General features: G+C 69.2%; 14 protein-coding genes. 9 read left to right on the forward strand and 5 right to left on the reverse strand.

The window, feature by feature from the left end:
* Positions 1-5 precede the first annotated feature (5 nt).
* The gene (locus R8G01_05900; protein ID MDW3213507.1) at positions 6-1,823 is read left to right on the forward strand and encodes a M3 family oligoendopeptidase; all 1,818 of its coding nucleotides are present in this window, start codon (positions 6-8) and stop codon (positions 1,821-1,823) included.
* Positions 1,823-2,902 carry a 23S rRNA (adenine(2503)-C(2))-methyltransferase RlmN gene (gene rlmN, locus R8G01_05905; protein ID MDW3213508.1) on the forward strand — a complete coding sequence of 360 codons (1,080 nt, stop codon included), beginning with the start codon at positions 1,823-1,825 and terminating at the stop codon, positions 2,900-2,902. Before R8G01_05900 ends, rlmN begins: the two co-directional genes overlap by 1 nt.
* 3 nt (positions 2,903-2,905) lie before the next feature.
* Here rlmN and R8G01_05910 read toward each other — a convergent pair whose 3' ends face one another.
* Positions 2,906-3,493, reverse strand: a complete 588-nt coding sequence (locus tag R8G01_05910) for a TIGR00730 family Rossman fold protein (GenBank protein ID MDW3213509.1) — start codon at positions 3,491-3,493, stop codon at positions 2,906-2,908.
* Positions 3,494-3,558: 65 nt separating this feature from the next.
* On the opposite strand from R8G01_05910, the gene R8G01_05915 reads away from it, so the two are divergent.
* Entirely contained in the window at positions 3,559-5,184 is a 1,626-nt protein-coding gene (locus R8G01_05915; protein MDW3213510.1) for an acyl-CoA dehydrogenase family protein, read from the forward strand.
* Here the strand turns inward: R8G01_05915 and R8G01_05920 are convergent.
* Positions 5,171-5,875 carry a hypothetical protein gene (locus R8G01_05920; GenBank protein MDW3213511.1) on the reverse strand — a complete coding sequence of 235 codons (705 nt, stop codon included), beginning with the start codon at positions 5,873-5,875 and terminating at the stop codon, positions 5,171-5,173. The genes R8G01_05915 and R8G01_05920 overlap by 14 nt on opposite strands.
* A 140-nt stretch (positions 5,876-6,015) precedes the next feature.
* Between R8G01_05920 and R8G01_05925 the strand changes: the two genes are divergently transcribed.
* Positions 6,016-6,699 (forward strand): hypothetical protein, encoded by a 684-nt coding sequence (locus R8G01_05925; protein ID MDW3213512.1) that lies wholly within the window; start codon positions 6,016-6,018, stop codon positions 6,697-6,699.
* Between the two features lie 19 nt (positions 6,700-6,718).
* On the opposite strand, the gene R8G01_05930 is transcribed toward R8G01_05925, so the two are convergent.
* Together R8G01_05930 and R8G01_05935 are read right to left on the reverse strand one after the other, a co-directional pair.
* The gene (locus R8G01_05930; protein MDW3213513.1) at positions 6,719-9,040 is read right to left on the reverse strand and encodes an EAL domain-containing protein; all 2,322 of its coding nucleotides are present in this window, start codon (positions 9,038-9,040) and stop codon (positions 6,719-6,721) included.
* A gap of 153 nt (positions 9,041-9,193) precedes the next feature.
* Positions 9,194-9,877, reverse strand: a complete 684-nt coding sequence (locus R8G01_05935; GenBank protein MDW3213514.1) for an HAD family hydrolase — start codon at positions 9,875-9,877, stop codon at positions 9,194-9,196.
* Between the two features lie 51 nt (positions 9,878-9,928).
* Here R8G01_05935 and R8G01_05940 point away from each other — a divergent pair, with 51 nt between their 5' ends.
* Positions 9,929-10,225, forward strand: a complete 297-nt coding sequence (locus R8G01_05940) for a hypothetical protein (protein ID MDW3213515.1) — start codon at positions 9,929-9,931, stop codon at positions 10,223-10,225.
* A gap of 19 nt (positions 10,226-10,244) precedes the next feature.
* Here the strand turns inward: R8G01_05940 and R8G01_05945 are convergent, their stop codons facing one another.
* Entirely contained in the window at positions 10,245-11,066 is an 822-nt protein-coding gene (locus R8G01_05945; GenBank protein MDW3213516.1) for a hypothetical protein, read from the reverse strand.
* 49 nt (positions 11,067-11,115) lie between these two features.
* Between R8G01_05945 and R8G01_05950 the strand changes: the two genes are divergently transcribed.
* The 4 genes from R8G01_05950 to R8G01_05965 all read left to right on the forward strand — a co-directional run bounded on the left by R8G01_05950 (position 11,116) and on the right by R8G01_05965 (position 16,558).
* Positions 11,116-11,604, forward strand: a complete 489-nt coding sequence (locus R8G01_05950; GenBank protein MDW3213517.1) for a hypothetical protein — start codon at positions 11,116-11,118, stop codon at positions 11,602-11,604.
* Positions 11,601-14,087: an ATP-dependent helicase HrpB gene (gene hrpB, locus R8G01_05955; protein ID MDW3213518.1), complete on the forward strand. Its 2,487-nt coding sequence runs from the start codon at positions 11,601-11,603 to the stop codon at positions 14,085-14,087. Before R8G01_05950 ends, hrpB begins: the two co-directional genes overlap by 4 nt.
* A gap of 1 nt (position 14,088) precedes the next feature.
* A complete protein-coding gene (locus tag R8G01_05960) occupies positions 14,089-14,826 on the forward strand; it encodes a sulfite exporter TauE/SafE family protein (protein ID MDW3213519.1) in 738 nt (245 codons plus the stop codon).
* Between the two features lie 64 nt (positions 14,827-14,890).
* The gene (locus R8G01_05965; protein ID MDW3213520.1) at positions 14,891-16,558 is read left to right on the forward strand and encodes a fumarate hydratase; all 1,668 of its coding nucleotides are present in this window, start codon (positions 14,891-14,893) and stop codon (positions 16,556-16,558) included.
* The last annotated feature ends 46 nt before the right edge of the window (positions 16,559-16,604 follow it).

Raw genomic sequence — 16,604 nt, forward strand, 5'->3', positions numbered from 1 at the left:
CCTCCATGTCGACCACCGACGCCGAAACGACCGAGCTCCCCCGCTGGAGCGTCGCCGATGTGCACGAATCGCTCGAGGCGCGCAGCGTCGCCGACGCCCATGAGCGCATCGGCGCCGGCGCAACCCGGCTCGTGGCACTGTTCGACGAGCACGACATCCGCGCGGTCGAGCCGCGGCCGGTCACGCCGGCCGACGGGGCCGCCGCCGACGCGGTGATCGGCGCCTACAACGCGCTCAGCGAAGAATTCCAGGAACTGGGAGCCACGGTGTACGCAACGGTCACGACCGACTCGCGCGACGAACTCGCGCAGTCGCTCGCCAGCCAGCTCGACGTGCAGGAGGCCAAGATCGGGCCGCTGCTGGCACGCCTCGCCGACTGGGTCCATGCCCTGGGCGTCGACGACCTCGCCGGCGTGAGCACCGCGGTCGCCGAGCACCGCGGTCCGCTCCAACGCCTCGACGAGCGGGCGAGCCACCAGATGAGCGAGCGCGAGGAAGGCCTGTACGCCGAGCTGAGCACCACCGGATCCGGCGCCTGGGGACGTCTGATGCAAGACGTCACGTCGCAGCTCACCACCGACGTGGAGTTCCCCGACGGTCGCACCGAAACCCTGCCGATGCCGGCGGTGCGCGGTCTGGCCACCTCGACCGACCCCGTCGTGCGACGAGCGGCCTACGACGCCGAGATGCGAGCGTGGCCGACCGTGACCACCCCGGTGGCGGCCGCCATGAACGCGATCAAGGGCGAGGCGACCACGATCAACCGGCGCCGCAACTGGGATTCCCCGTTGGAGGCGTCGCTGTTCGCGAACAGCGTCAGCCGCGCGACGTTCGACGCGATGCAGTCGGCGGTCACCGCGTCGCTGCCCGACTTCCGACGATGGATGCGGATCAAGGCCACGCTCCACGGCCACCAGGGCGGGCTGCCCTGGTGGGATCAGGTCGCACCGCTCCCCCACGTGTCCGCGTCGATCTCGTGGAGCGAGGGCATCGACTGGGTGCGGACCGCGTTCTCCACGTACAGCAACCAGCTCGCCGGCATCGTCGACCGCGCCCTCGACGAACAGTGGATCGACGCCGAACCGCGCGACGGCAAGACCGGCGGGGCGTTCTGCATGTCGTTCACCGGCGATCGTTCGCTCGTGCTGCTCAACTGGGCGGGGTCGGTCGACTCGGCCCAGACCACGGCTCACGAACTCGGCCACGCCTACCACAACACGACGCTCGCCCAGCGAACGGCGTTGCAGAAGCGGGTGCCGATGGCGCTGGCAGAGACGGCGAGCATCTTCTGCGAGACGTTGGCGGTCGAGGCCGGCCTCGCCCGCCTCGAGGGCCCCGAGCGTTTGGCGTTGCTCGATGTCGACCTCGCCGGCACGAACCAGGTCGTCGTCGACATCCACTCCCGCTTCCTCTTCGAGACCGCCGTGTTCGAGCGGCGGGCCAAGGGCACGCTGGGCATCAGCGAACTCAACGAGCTGATGCTGGAGTGTCAGACCCAGGCGTTCGGTGACGGGGTCGACCCCGAACACCGGCACCCCTACATGTGGGTCCTGAAGCCGCACTACTACGGCTCGCACTTCTACAACTGGCCGTACACGTACGGACTGCTGTTCGGTCTCGGGCTGTACGCCGAGTTCCAGTCGGATCCCGAACGGTTCCGCGTCGGGTACGACGACCTGCTGTCGCGGGCCGGGATGGACACGGCCGAGGAGCTCGGTGCCGCGTTCGGACTCGACGTCACCGACGAGGGCTTCTGGACGGCGAGCCTCGACGTGTGCCGCGACCGCATCGCCCAGTACGAGCAACTCGCCGCCGAACTCTGATGGCCACCACCACCACCACGACCACCAGGTACGACGTCTCGCGCGACGAGCTGACCGAACTCCTCGACGGCACACCGCGCTACCGCGTCGACCAGGTGTGGAGCGGGCTCTACGAGCAGTTCACCGACCCGACCGACTGGACCAACCTGCCCAAGAGCCTGCGCGCCGACCTCGCGGAGCGGCTCCCGAGCGCGCTCACGCTGGTCACCGAGTCGGTCAGCAAGGGCGGCGACACGGTCAAGTTCCTCTGGGAGCTCGAGGGCGGCAGCCGCGTCGAGACCGTGCTGATGCTCTACCCCGATCGAGCGACCGTGTGCATCTCGAGCCAGGCCGGCTGCGCGATGGGGTGCGGATTCTGCGCCACCGGGCAAGCCGGTTTCACCCGCCACCTGACCGTCGGCGAGATCGTCGAGCAGGTCGCCCAGGCCACACGGCGGGCCCGCGAATCCGACCGTCGTGTCTCCAACATCGTGTTCATGGGCATGGGCGAGCCACTCGCCAACGAAGCCACGGTGTGGTCGTCGATCGAGCGACTCCACGGCGACATCGGGTTGTCGGCACGTCACATCACGGTCAGCACCGTCGGCATCATCCCCGGCATCCGCAAGCTCGCCGAGCGCCCGCTGCCCGTCAACCTGGCGGTGTCGATGCACGCCGCCAACGACACGCTGCGCAACGAGCTGGTGCCGATCAACCAGCGCTACCCGATCTCCGAGCTGATGCAGGCGTGCCGCGACTACCTCGAGGTCAAGAACCGGCGGATCAGTTTCGAGTGGGCGATGATCAGCGGTGTCAACGATCGCGACAGCGACGCGGCCGAACTCGCCGATCTGTGCCGCGAGCTCCGACCGCGAGCGCACGTCAACCTCATCCCGCTGAACCCGACCCCTGGGTATCCCACCGTCGGGTCGACGCTGAAGCGGGTGTACCAGTTCCGCGACCTGCTCGAGTCGCTCGGCGCGAACGCGACGGTCCGCCAGAACCGTGGCACCGAGATCGATGCCGCATGCGGTCAGCTCGCCGCCGGCCAGCCGGTCACGCTCGGACGGCGCGCGACGACGGCCGACGGCGACGCCTGAGGCTCAGCGGACCGACGGGTCGGTCCACTTGCTCGGACTCGACGGTGCCGGGCCGCTCGCGACGGCGATCGCCTCGTCGATCGTGGCGACCCGTCGGGCCATGGCGCGGTGCTCGGGCTTGATCAGCCCGGCGGCGACCGCGTCGTCGAAGAAGCGGAAGAGGGACTCGTAGTAGCCACCCACGTCGAGGAACGCGACGGGCTTGGCGATGATCCCGATCTGGTTCCACGTCAGGATCTCGAGCACCTCGTCGAGGGTGCCGAACCCGCCGGGCAGCGCGATGAACCCGCCGGAACGGTCGGCCATCGCCGCCTTGCGGCTGTGCATCGTGTCGGTGACGACGAGTTCGGTGACGCCCGTGTGTTCGATCTCCCGCCCGGTGAGCGCTTCGGGGATGAACCCGATCACGTCGCCGCCCGCGCGCAGCGCGGCATCGGCCACGATACCCATCAGCCCGACCCGCCCGCCGCCGTACACCACCGCATGACCGGACCGCGCCAGACCGACGCCCAGTTCCGCGGCCGCCTCCGCCAGTGCGGGGTCGGACCCCGGGTTGGCCCCGCAGAACACACAGATCGCCCTCGACGCCATGGGTCACAGGATGCCAGAGCGACCCGACCAGGTGTTCACTGGTTACCGCGCAGTATTCTCGACGCATGGACGAGACCCCCGTCGCCCCCGACCTCGACGCCGCCGCCGGCGTCCTCGACATCGCATCCGGGGTGATCGCATCGGGCGTCGAGCGGCTCACCGAACTCGGCGGCCCCGACGCCCAGCAGGTCTTCGCCTACGAACTCGCCCACGGCGGCGCCGGGATCGCCACCGCCACCTCGATGCTGTCGTACGGCGCCAGGGGTGACGTCGAGGCCCGCCTGACCTGCGGTTTCGTCGCCGACGCCGTGCACGACCTCGCCGGCAAGGTGCTCGGACGCGAACAGCTGTGGGGCGTCGACCAGGATGCGCTCGACGGCGCGAGGGCGTTCATCGCGACCTATCGCGACCCGGCGTTCGTCGCCTCGCTCGCCACGACACCCGGCCCGCGCCACCTCAGCGACGACATGGACATGGTCCGTGACGCGTTCGGTTCCTTCGCCGGCGACGTCGTCGCCCCGCACGCCGAGCACGTGCACCGCACCAACGACGACGTGCCGGAGGAGATCATCGCCGGACTCGCCGAGATCGGCGCGTTCGGGCTCAGTGTCCCGGCCGAGTACGGCGGCTTCAGCGAGGGAGGCGATGCGGAGTACCTCGGCATGGTCGTCGCCACCGAAGAGCTGAGTCGGGCCAGCCTCGGCATCGGCGGGTCGCTGATCACCCGCCCCGAGATCCTCACCCGAGCGCTGGTCGCCGGCGGCACCGAAGCACAGAAGTCGACCTGGCTGCCCAAACTCGCGACCGCCGAGGTCATGCCGGCCGTCGCGGTCACCGAACCCGACTTCGGCAGCGACGTCGCCAACCTCAAGGTGACCGCCACGCCGGCCGCCGGCCCCGACGGGCAGGACGGCTACGTCATCAACGGCGTCAAGACGTGGTGCACCTTCGGCGCTCGGGCCGACGCACTGGCGCTCCTCGCTCGTACCGACCCCGACCGTTCGAGAGGCCACCGCGGCCTCAGTCTGTTCATCGTGCCCAAGCCGCGCGGCGACGCCCACGGTTTCGAGTTCAGCCAGGACCCGGTGTCCACCGGCGACGGCGAGCGGGTCGGCAAGATGGAGGGCCGCCCGATCGACACGATCGGCTATCGGGGCATGCACTCGTACGAGATCGCGCTCGAAGACTGGTGGGTGCCCGCCGAGAATCTCGTCGGCGAGGCCGACGGGCAAGGCAAGGGGTTCTACCTCCAGATGGCCGGTTTCGAGAACGGCCGCCTCCAGACCGCGGCCCGGGCGATCGGCGTGATGCAAGCGGCCTACGACGAGGCCGTCGAGTACGCCCAGAACCGTGCCGTGTTCGGCTCGAACATCGTCGAATACCAGCTCACCCAGGCAAAGCTCGGGCGGATGGCCATGATCATTCAGGCCAGCCGCCAGTTCTCGCTCGAGGTGGCGACGCTGATGGCGCAGGGCAAGGGAGCCATGGAGGCGAGCATGGTCAAGGCGTACGTCTGCAAGGCAGCGGAGTGGGTCACCCGCGAGGCGATGCAGATCCACGGTGGCTTCGGTTATGCCGAGGAGTACCCCGTGAGTCGGCTGTTCGTCGATGCACGGGTGCTGTCGATCTTCGAGGGCGCCGACGAGACGCTGTGCCTCAAGGTGATCGCCCGCCGCCTCACGGCCGGCTGACCGACCGTCCGGCGACCACGCGCCGGCCGGCGACGACGAGGACGAGTAGTCCGATCCAGAACAGCGGGTTGCCCAGGATGCGGAGCAACCAGTCGGTCGACGATTCGAGGGCGGGCACACTCCGCCCGACCCAGACCGCCCCGGCCACGGCGGCGCCGATCGCGCCGACGCCGGCCCCACACAGCACGGCCGCCTGGTTGACCACCCTCCGGAGCCGACGGACACCGATCTCCCCGGTGGTCGTCATCTGGATCAGCACCACCGCCGTGGTGCCGAGCGTGAACACCACCAGCGCTCGCACCGCCAACGGCTGACGGAACCAGTCTCGTGGCTCCTCGCCGAGACGAGACCGGAGCAGACGCCATGCGGCGTCGGTCGTGCGGTGGAACATCGAGAACCCGGCCGCGGCGGTGTAGCCCGACGCCAGTTGCTGGACGGTCGTGAAGGCGAACCCCACGGCGGCGGCGGCGACGACCGACCCGAGCCCTGACGTGGACGACACCACCCGGAAGAGCAGCCACGGGGTGAACGCCTCGTTGCCGAAGCCCCACTCGTACGCGAGCCATCCGACGGTGGCGACCAGCAGCAGCCGCTGCCGCCACGACGACGCTCGGAGATCCGACCGGACGCCCGCGGACACCGAAGGGCGCGCCGCGCCGCCGCCGGTCGGTGCGTTCGGCTCGAGGTTCACGATGCCATCGAATCTGATCGTGTCGGGGCACCGCGGATTGACGATTCGTCCATTTCAGTGACCCATCGTGTCAGCTCCGGCACGCAGCGTCTGTCTATACTCTGGTTCACCCCTCAAACCGCCCATCAAGGGAGCAAAAGTTGTACGCAGAGCGTTCATTCGAACTCAGGCGCCCCAGAGCGCGCGCAGTCGTCACGATCGAAGGACGACCCGCCAGCGGATCGTGGGACGATCTCTGGGATCTGTACTTCGACACGTTCGAACCGCTGCAGGAACTCGCGCTCCTCAACCATCTCTACGCCCGTGCCGATTTCGAGGCGCTCCTCGACGACGAACGGGTGTCGAAGCTGATCGCCTGGCACGAGGGCAAGCCGGTCGGGCTCGCCATGATCACGAACGAACTCGGGCTCGTGCCGCAGATCAGCCCCCCGTTCCTGCACGCCAAGTACCCCGAGCAGGCTGCCCGGAAGGCGGTGTTCTTCGGGATCATGATGTTCGTCGCCGAATCCCACCGCCGGAGCACCACGTTCGCTCGTCTCGTCGCCAGCATGGGTCAGATGACCGCGGCGGCCGGCGGCGTCGCCGTGTTCGACATCTGCCGACACAATCTGACGGCGCTCGAACTCGACCAGCAGCTCGCGTCGATCTCTCGATGGTTCCCCGACTCGTCGTTCGAGAAGATCGACGAGCAGAGCTATTTCGCGGCGACGCTGCCGTCGCCACCCGAACGCCGTCTGCCGATCGCTCCGCTGCCCGAGACCGCCGCCGACGGGCACCCGGCACCTTCCCTGACCCGCGTGCCCGAAACGACCGGGGTCGGCTGACCGACGCGGACCGTCACCGTCAGCGGCGCCGCCGACCCGACGAGGGCGGCAACTGGGCCTGATTGCGTTCGATCAGGATCGGGCCCAGATCGATCGCGGGCACAGGTCGCGCGAACAGGAAGCCCTGCAGGAGACCGCAGCCGAGTTCGGCGAGCCGGAGTTGCTGTTCTTCCGTCTCCACGCCCTCGGCCACGATCGACAGGCTGAGCGCGTGGGCGATCCCGATGACCGCGATCACGACCGCGGCGTCCTCGGTTCGGTCGACCATGCCCGAGACGAACTGACGGTCGATCTTGACCTGCTCGATCGGGAACCGCTGCAGATACGACAACGAGGAGTTGCCCGTCCCGAAGTCGTCGACCGAGAGGTGGACGCCGAGCGCCCTCAGCCCGGCCAGCGCCGCCGCCGTCTCCAACGTGTCGGCCATCATGACCGACTCCGTGATCTCGAGCCACAGCGCTCCGGGAGCGAGCCCCGACGTCGTCAACACGTCGTCGACGAGCGCCACGATGTCGCCGTCGAGGATCTGGCGAGCGCTCACGTTGACCGAGAGGGTGAGATGCCCGCACCCCGGCAACTTGCGCCACCGAGCGACCTGATCGCACGCGCGGGTCAGCACGATCTCGCCGATCGTCGAGATCAGCCCGGAGTCCTCGGCCAGTGAGACGAACTGGTCCGGCGGCACCATCCCGGTCGGCGAGTTCCACCGGAGCAGTGCCTCGACACCGTCGACGATGCCCGTGGACGCGTCGACGATGACCTGGTAATAGACCTCGAACTCGTCGCGTTCGATCGCGAGGTGCAGGCCGTTGTAGATCTCCAACTGGCGCTCCGACGCAGCCCGCATCGCCGGGTTGAACATCACGAAGCCGCCGCGTCCGGCTGCCTTGGCCTCGTACATGGCCGTGTCGGCGTCGCGGATCAGCGCCGTGGCGTCCGCGTCGGCCGCCCCGTTGGAGACCACCACGCCGACGCTCACCGTCACCCACGCGGTACCGATCAGTTCGAACGGTGTGGCGAACACGTCGCAGATCCGGGCCGCCACCTCGCGGGCGCGCACGACATCCGTCGCCGGCAGCACCACCAGGAACTCGTCGCCGGACAGCCGCGCCACGGTGTCGTGCATTCCGACGCTGGTCCGCAGTCGGTCGGCCGCAGCGAGCAGCAGGTCGTCGCCGACCGCGTGCCCGTAGGAGTCGTTGACCAACTTGAAGCGGTCGAGGTCGATGAACAGCAGCGCGACCGGCGTTCGGTCCGCCCTGGCCTGGTCGAGTTGGCGGTTCACCAACTCGAGAACGGCCGGGCGATTGATCAACCCGGTCAACTCGTCGGTCGTCGCCTGCCTCTCCAATCGCTCTTCGACCGTCGCCTGGGCCCGGGCTGCCAGGACGACGCGCACGATCGCCGCCGTCGCCAGGACGACCGCCAGGCTGCCCACGACGAACCGCTCGATCAGCATGTGCGGTGACCAGAAGAACATCAACAGCGCCGGCGTCAGGAGCGACACGGCGATCAGGATGAACCGGCCGTCGTCGGTCGCCGGTCCCGACGTCTTGCGCCGCACCGTGTCGAGCATGCTCGGATGCAGCGCAGCCGCGCTGATCAACACGTACGCGAGGGCGTACGGCAGTTCGAGCACTCGGCCGGGAATGTCATCGAAGAGTCCGGCTTCGAGCGGCACGTACGCGGCGTCCCCGACGAGCAACACCAGCATCCCGACGAGCATGAGGCGCTGGGCCGTGCCGCGCACCGAGTTGCCGTACGCCAAACGGGCGGCGGCGAACACGAGGAATGCCGAGATCGGCGGGTACACGACGATCGACAGCTTCGCGATCCATGCCGCATCGAGTCGGTACAGGACCGGGGCGATCAGCGCGACCCAACACACGAGCATCGACGAGATCGCCAGGATCGCGCCGTCGAGGACGAGCGAGCGCGACCGGTTGGCGCTCCCCTGGGCCTTGAGCATCTTCGACAGCGCAACGGCGAACAGGGTGTAGCCGGCAAGGGCGAACAGGTCCGGCAGCAGATTCCGGTCGGCGGTCAGGTCACCGGTGGAGCCGGCCGCGGTGCGCACACCGCCGGCGATGCTCCAGACCACGCCGGCCAGGACCAGGAGCACCCAGGGCCAAGCCGACGCGGGCCGATGGCGCCGGACGCCGATGATCGCGGCGACCGGAGCGAGGACGGAGATGGTCAGCATGCCGACGTCGCCGCTCAGGCCGGTGCCGTGCAGGAACGCCAACGGTACGCCGAACCACAGCGCGCGTTTCCAGGTGAGGAAGTGCGGCCGGTCGGACGGTTCCGGCGACGTGCCGGACCGCGCGGCCGTTCCGCTCATGGTGCTCACGAGTCCGGCCGGATGGTGGGGGCGGCGATGTGGGGGGTGTCGGCGTGTTCGGCCTGGGACATATGGCTGACATCGGCGTCGATAACAGCAAAGGTGAGTGCAAGTTTTTGTCAAGTTTCGTGCGGGTGGCCCCGCCGTCGGCCCTCAAAACCAGTCGACGATGGCCTCGACACTCGCGACTCGTTCGAACGCTGCCCCGGCGTGGTCGTCGAAGGGATCGATCAGGACCGGGTGAAGGCCGGCCGCTTCCGACGAGCGGACGTCCATCGTCACCGAATCGCCGACGTAGGCGATGCGCGACCGGTCGAACTCGCTGAACGCATGCAGGGCGTACTCGAAGATCCGAGGATCGGGTTTTGCCACGCCCACCACGTGGCTGTCGACGACGACCCGCATCGTGGCACCGAGACCGGGTCCGGTCTGGCAGATGCCGCCCCGGAGCAGCGCATCCTCGATCTGCCCGCTGGCATTGGACACCACGCCCATCGGCACGTCGGCCCCCGCGAGCGCGGTGAGCGCGCTCAGCGTCTCGGGGATCGGCCACCGCCACAGATAGTGCGTGCGAGTGTGATCGAGCACCACAGCGGCGTGATCGACGAGATCGGCGTCGACGCCGACCGCCTCGACGTAGGCGACGTTGTAGGCGTTCCAGTCGCCCTCGAGGCTGTCCTGGTTGGCCTTCTCGCGCATGCCGGCGTAGTGGGCCCTCCGGTGCAGCTCCAGGTCGACCGAGCCGCCGTACGGCGACAGCAGCGGTCCGAGCACCGTCGGATCGGGCAGGACCAGCACCCCGCCGGCATCGAACAGCACTGCGTCGAATCGTGTCATGACGACGAGTCCAGCACCCGGGACGCGGTTCTGGCGAATAGATTCGACGACGTGGGCCTCTTCAACTGGATCTTCGGCAAGCATCCGCCGCGGCCGATCGACCCCGAACGAACCGTCGAGGCCGCCTGGCTCCCCATGTGGCAGGCGCACCTCGTGCTGCCCGAACTGCTGGAGCGCGACATCCCTGCCGTGCTCAGCGAGGACCACACGTCCCACATGATCATGACCGCTCGCGAACCGATGGCTCGGATCTTCGTGATGGAGCCGTTGCTGGCCGACGCCGAGGCCGTGATCGAGGAGATCACCGGATTTCCGCCGGCACACCAGAACGGCGGCCGCAACGGCTGATGCCCCCGGTCGGCACCGATCAGAACGGGCTGAAGCGGAGGAGTTCTGGCGCGAACGGGCAGTCGGGCCGCAGCGCCGACGCCACCTCGTCGGAGACGCCGTCGGCGCTCGCGACGTGGGTGATCAGTTCGAGTGGAATGTCGTCGACGTCGAGATTCCACGACGACGCCGCATCGATCACCAGCCGCCCGATCGCATCGACGTACTCGGCCGGGAGTCGCGTGCCGGCACCGGCGACGAGCCAGACCGGCGTGCCGACCGAGCGGGCGACCGCGGCGATCACGTGCGAGCCGACCGGTGCGATCACCCGCTCGGAGCCGGCGGCGACGGTCTCGACCATCACGACGTCGGCCTGGTGCGCCGCACGCGCCAGCGACTCGGTCGGGATCGGTTCGCACGGCACGTCGAAGTGCTCGAGCCGTTGCATGAACCCCGACGCCTCGTGACGGCTGTCGGCGCACAGCACGGTGACGTTGCCGCGCCGCATCAGTGCCGCACCCGCGACCTCGGGCCATCCGATCGTGAGCACGGTCGCGTCGTCGTCGAGTTCGGCGGCGACGCGGTGCGACGCGGCGTCGTCGTCGACCTCGTCGACGATCGCCCACGCCAGCTCGGTCGGGTCGTCTGCGGTCAGGAGACGAGCACACATCCACCACAGTGGTCCGACCTCGGGATGGCGCTCGACGATCCGCCGACACGCGATCACGAGGTTGGCATGATCGGCGCGGAGCGAACCGAGCGCGCTCGCCGCTTCACGGACCAGCGACGACGAATCGGCGCCTCGGACCCTGGCCACATAGCGAAGATGCTCGATCGGATGCACCTTCGTACGGTACGTCACCGACCAATGGTTGGGGTACCCGGCCTCCGGGTCGCTACGATCGCACGCCGTGGCGACGAAACTGCCTGACGATCTCCAGCTCGCACCGCTCGACGGAGAGGCGCGGGCCCTCAGCGAGTGGTTGACCACGTTCCATCTGGCGAGCGTGGTCCTCGACCCGTACACGAACGAGAGCGCATGGGTGCTCAAGTCGGCGGTCCGGATCCTCGAAGAGTTCCGTGGCTCGCATGCCCGGGTGAACTTCATCGTCACCGCCAACAACGACGACGCACAGGCGTTCCTCGGGCCGTTGACCGAACGCTTCCTCGTGTTCTGCGACCCCGAGCGCACCGTCGTGTCGGCGATGGGCCTCGAGCAGTTGCCGGCGTTCGTGTTCACCCGTGTCGACCGCGAAATCGTTGCCTCGGCACAGGGCTGGAACGCACCCGAGTGGCATGCGGTGGCCGAGGCGATCGCGACCACGACGAAGTGGAACGTCCCGACGATCCCGGCACCGGGTGACCCGGTGGCGTTCGCCGGCACTCCCGCCGCCGGGTGACCGTGCCGGGCCGCTCCGGGCGCCCGCTCCCCGACCTTCCGGTCGTCGAGACCTTCCCGGCACTCCGTGCCGCGTTGGCCGATCGGCGACGCGGCGTGCTGGTCGCCCCGCCGGGCGCCGGCAAGACGACCCTCGTCCCGCTCGCGCTGCTCGACGAGCCCTGGCTCGCAGGACAGCGGATCCTGATGCTCGAACCTCGCCGACTCGCCACTCGCGCCGCCGCGCGCCGGATGGCCGACCTGCTCGGCGAGTCGGTGGGCGGCACGGTCGGCTACCAGACGCGCGACGAGCGCCATGTGGGCGCCGACACGAGGATCGAGGTCGTGACCGAGGGGATCCTGACGCGCCGCCTCCAGAACGATCCGGAGCTGCCCGGTGTCGGCCTCGTCGTGTTCGACGAGGTGCACGAGCGCAACCTGTCCACCGACCTCGGACTGGCACTCGTCACCGATGTCGCGGCGACGCTCCGGCCGGATCTCCGACTGCTCGCGATGTCGGCGACACCCGACACCACCGGCCTCGTCGAGGTGCTCGGCGAGGCACCGGTGATCGAGAGCGACGGGCGCATGCACACGGTCGACCTCGTGTGGCTGCCCCGGGGCAAGCGCGACGGGATCGATGACGCGACCGCCGCTGCGGTCCTCCAGGCGCTGCGCGAGCAGGACGGCGACGTACTGGTGTTCCTGCCCGGCATCGGCGAGATCAACCGCACCAAGACAGCGCTCGATCGTTCGGTCGGACCGGACGTCGACGTGTACCCACTGGCCGGGGCGCTGTCGCTCGGCGATCAGGACCGAGCACTGGCCCCGTCGCCGCCGGGACGACGCCGCGTCGTCCTGTCGACCGACATCGCCGAGACGTCGCTGACGGTGGATGGTGTCCGAGTCGTCGTCGACTCGGGACTCGCCAGGGCACCTCGCTTCGACGTCAGGACGGGCATGTCGCGTCTGACGACGGTCACGACGAGCCGGGCATCGGCGGATCAGCGCGCCGGCCGAGCCGGGCGGGTCGAGCCCGGCGCCTGCTACCGACTCTGGAGCAAGATCGAGCACGGTTCTCGGGCCGCCCACCGCTCCCCCGAGATCGACGAGGTCGACCTCTCGGGATTGGCCCTCGAACTCGCGGCGTGGGGCACGCCGAGCGACGACCTCGCGTTCATCACCCCGCCGCCCCGCAAGGCGATGCGGGCGGCCACCGAGCTCCTCGTCGGGCTCGGCGCGATCGACGACGCAGGGCGGCCGACCGACGTCGGGCGCAAGATGCTGGGCCTCCCGGTCCACCCGCGTCTCGCTCGGATGCTGGTCGCCGAGCCGTCGCCGCTCGGCTGTGCCCTGGCGGTGCTGATCGACGAGCGCGACGTCCTGCGCGGCCGACCCGACGACCTCCCCGCCGACCTGTCGCTGAGATTGCTCGTGCTCGCAGGGCGTGCCGGCCACGACCAGGCCGATCGCGGCGCGGCGCGGCGCCTCCGCGACCGTGCGGCCGATCTGGCCCGCCGCCTCCGGATCCGCTTCGACACGGACCTGATCGATGTCGACCGGGCCGGAGCGGTGCTCCTGCACGCGTTCCCCGACCGACTCGCGGCGCGACGCCGACCCGGCCAGTTCCAGCTGCGCACCGGCTCCGGTGCCTGGCTGCCCGAGACCGACCCGCTGGCCCACGAGGCCTTCATCGTCGCGGCCGACCTCGACGGCAGGCGCGACCGCTCGCGCATCCGACTCGCCGCCGCGCTCGACGCCGACGACGTCGCCATGACGTTCGCCGACGAGATCGACGAGCGGGCGACCATCGTGTGGGACGACGGTCGCAACGACGTCGTCGAGCGGGTCGAGCGCCGTCTCGGCTCGATGCAACTCGGAGCGACCACGCGTCGACCGGCGGCGAGCGACGCGGTCACCGCCGTGCTGATGCAGCGGGTCCGCCAGACCGGCCTCGCGGTGCTCGGCTGGTCGAAGGCATCGGTCGACCTTCGTCGACGCGTCGAGTTCCTCCATCGCAACGTCGGCGATCCGTGGCCCGACTGGAGCGTCGACCACCTCTCGGCGACGCTCGACGAATGGCTCGCCCCGTACCTGCCGGGCGCGGTCGGGCGCAATGATCTCGAGCAAGTCGACCTCGCGATGGTGCTGCGGTCGCAGCTGCCATGGCCGGAGGGTGCCGATCTCGAACGCCTCGCGCCCCCCTCGCTCGAGCTCCCGACGGGCCGTTCGGTTCCGATCGACTACTCCGGCGACGAACCGACGGTCGCCGTCCGGGTCCAGGACATGTTCGGCACGACGGTGCATCCGACCGCCGGGGGCCGGCCGATCGTGCTGCAACTGCTGTCCCCCGCCGACCGCCCGGTCCAGATCACCAGCGACCTGCCCGGGTTCTGGGCCGGCACATGGGCCGACGTCCGCAAGGACCTCGCCGGCCGGTATCCGAAGCACCAGTGGCCCGACGACCCGGCGACCGCGACGCCCAAACGGCTCAAGGGCCGCTGACGTGCTCGCAGCCGAGTTCGTCGGACTGTCACCCTGGATGATCGCGATCGCCGTCGCCGTCGTGATCATCGGCTCGGGCACCCAGGCATCGATCGGCATCGGACTCGGGCTGCTCGCAGCACCGATCCTCACGCTGATCGATCCGGGCTTCATCCCCGGAGCGATCTCGGTCTGTGTCCTGCCCCTGTCGGTCGGGATGACGCTCCGCGAACGCGACCACGTCGACCGGTCGATCCTGCGCGCCGTGGTCGGTCGGTTCATCGGTGTGATCGTCGGCGCGGTCGTGCTGTCGCAGGCGGGGCACGGACTCATCGCCATCGTGGTGGCGGTGAGCGTGCTGCTCGCGGTGATCGGTTCGGCGTCCGGCCTCCGATTCGCGCCGACGCAGCGCAACCTGCTGATCGCCGGGACCGCCTCGGGATTCTCCGGCACCGTCGCCGCGATCGGCGGGCCGCCGATGGCGCTCACCTACCAGAACGCCGACCCGCGTACGCTGCGCGCCAGCCTCGCCACGTTCAACACCATCGGCGCGACGTTCACCATCCCGAGTCTCGTGATCGCCGGAGTGCTCGGCGTTCGGGAGCTGCAGCTGGCCCTCCTGCTCCTGCCAGGTGTGTTCGTCGGTCTGTGGCTCGGCCGGGTCGGCATCGCCCGACTTCCGCCGGAACGCGTGCGGTCGTTCGTGCTGCTCGCGTGTGCGTCGTCGGCCGTCGCCCTGCTCGCCAACGAACTCCTGTGACATCGCGAGTTGTGCCTGGAGGATCGCCTGGGTGCGACCGTCTGCCTGCTCGTAGGGTGATGACATGGCTGATGATGCTGACGACTTCGCATTCACCGAGCTGCTGCCGCTCGGTGCCGACGACACTCCCTACCGGCTGGTGACCACCGAAGGGGTCTCCACGTTCGACACACCCGAGGGCCCGTTCCTCAAGGTCGAGCCCGAGGCGATCCGACGGCTCACCGCCGAGGCGATGCGCGAGATCGCCCACTTCCTGCGGCCGGCGCACCTGCAGCAGCTCCGCAACATCCTCGACGATCCCGAAGCGAGTCCGAACGACCGGTTCGTGGCGACCGACCTGCTGAAGAACGCAGCGATCTCCGCCGGTGGCGTGCTGCCGATGTGTCAGGACACGGGCACGGCGATCGTCAAGGCCAAGAAGGGTCAGTTCGTGTTCACCGGCGGCGGCGACGAACGCCAGATCGCACGCGGTGTGGAGGACACCTACCTCACCAGCAACCTCCGCTACAGCCAGATGGCACCGCTCACGATGTACGACGAGAAGAACACCGGGACCAACCTGCCGGCCGAGATCAAGATCTCGTCGGTCGACGGCGACGCGTACAAGTTCCTGTTCATGGCCAAAGGCGGCGGCAGCGCCAACAAGAGCTATCTGTTCCAGGAGACCAAGGCGCTCCTCAACGATGCGACGCTCCTGCCGTGGGTGTTCGAGAAGATGCAGTCGCTCGGCACGTCCGCATGCCCGCCGTACCACCTGGCCGTGGTGATCGGCGGCACGTCGGCCGAGTTCGCGGTCGAGACGGCGAAGTTGGCGTCGACCAAGTACCTCGACAGCCTGCCGACCGAGGGTTCCGAACTCGGCCACGGGTTCCGTGACGTGGAGCTGGAGCGCAAGCTGCTCGAACTCGCCCAGACGACCGGGATCGGTGCCCAGTTCGGCGGCAAGTACTTCTGCCACGACGTCAGGGTGATCCGACTGCCGCGCCACGGTGCGAGCTGCCCCGTCGGCATGGCCGTGTCGTGCTCGGCCGACCGTCAGGCGCTCGGCAAGATCACCCGTGACGGCGTGTTCATCGAACAGCTCGAGCACGACCCCGCACGGTTCCTGCCCGAGACCACCGAGGCCGATCTCGACGACACCGAGGTCGTGCACATCGATCTCAACCGGCCGATGGACGACATCCGAGCCGAGCTGTCCCGCTATCCGGTGCGCACCCGGGTGATGCTGACCGGGCCGATCGTGGTCGGTCGCGACATCGCACACGCCAAGATCAAGGAGCGCCTCGACGCCGGCGAGGAGATGCCCCAGTACCTCAAGGACCACTGCATCTACTACGCCGGCCCGGCCAAGACCCCGGAGGGGTACGCCTCCGGCTCGTTCGGGCCGACGACAGCCGGTCGGATGGACTCGTACGTCGAGCAGTTCCAGGCCGCCGGCGGGTCGATGATCATGCTCGCCAAGGGCAACCGCTCGCAGCAGGTCACCGACTCGTGCAACGAGCACGGCGGCTTCTATCTCGGTTCGATCGGCGGGCCAGCGGCACGCCTGGCGCTCGACAACATCACGGCGGTCGACGTGCTCGAGTATCCCGAGCTCGGCATGGAGGCGATCTGGAAGATCGAGGTCGAGAACTTCCCCGCCTTCATCGTCGTCGACGACAAGGGCAACGACTTCTTCCAGCAGGTCCGGGCCGAAGCGGCCGATCGCGCCGTCTCCGTTGCCCTCGGCTGAAGGTCGCGTCCGACGATCTCCGCCGGGGCGATCGCTGCGGCTCCAG

The sequence above is a fragment of the Ilumatobacteraceae bacterium genome, from assembly GCA_033344875.1.
In the GTDB taxonomy this organism is placed as follows: domain Bacteria; phylum Actinomycetota; class Acidimicrobiia; order Acidimicrobiales; family Ilumatobacteraceae; genus Ilumatobacter.

What these genes read in the sequence shown, in the direction of transcription:
- R8G01_05900 (MDW3213507.1), top strand. Translation starts at nt 6, where the DNA reads ATGTCGACCACCGACGCCGAAACGACCGAGCTCCCCCGCTGGAGCGTC.
- R8G01_05915 (MDW3213510.1), top strand. Translation starts at nt 3,559, where the DNA reads ATGGACGAGACCCCCGTCGCCCCCGACCTCGACGCCGCCGCCGGCGTC.
- R8G01_05935 (MDW3213514.1), bottom strand. Translation starts at nt 9,877, where the DNA reads ATGACACGATTCGACGCAGTGCTGTTCGATGCCGGCGGGGTGCTGGTC.
- R8G01_05930 (MDW3213513.1), bottom strand. Translation starts at nt 9,040, where the DNA reads ATGAGCGGAACGGCCGCGCGGTCCGGCACGTCGCCGGAACCGTCCGAC.
- R8G01_05910 (MDW3213509.1), bottom strand. Translation starts at nt 3,493, where the DNA reads ATGGCGTCGAGGGCGATCTGTGTGTTCTGCGGGGCCAACCCGGGGTCC.
- R8G01_05965 (MDW3213520.1), top strand. Translation starts at nt 14,891, where the DNA reads ATGGCTGATGATGCTGACGACTTCGCATTCACCGAGCTGCTGCCGCTC.
- rlmN (MDW3213508.1), top strand. Translation starts at nt 1,823, where the DNA reads ATGGCCACCACCACCACCACGACCACCAGGTACGACGTCTCGCGCGAC.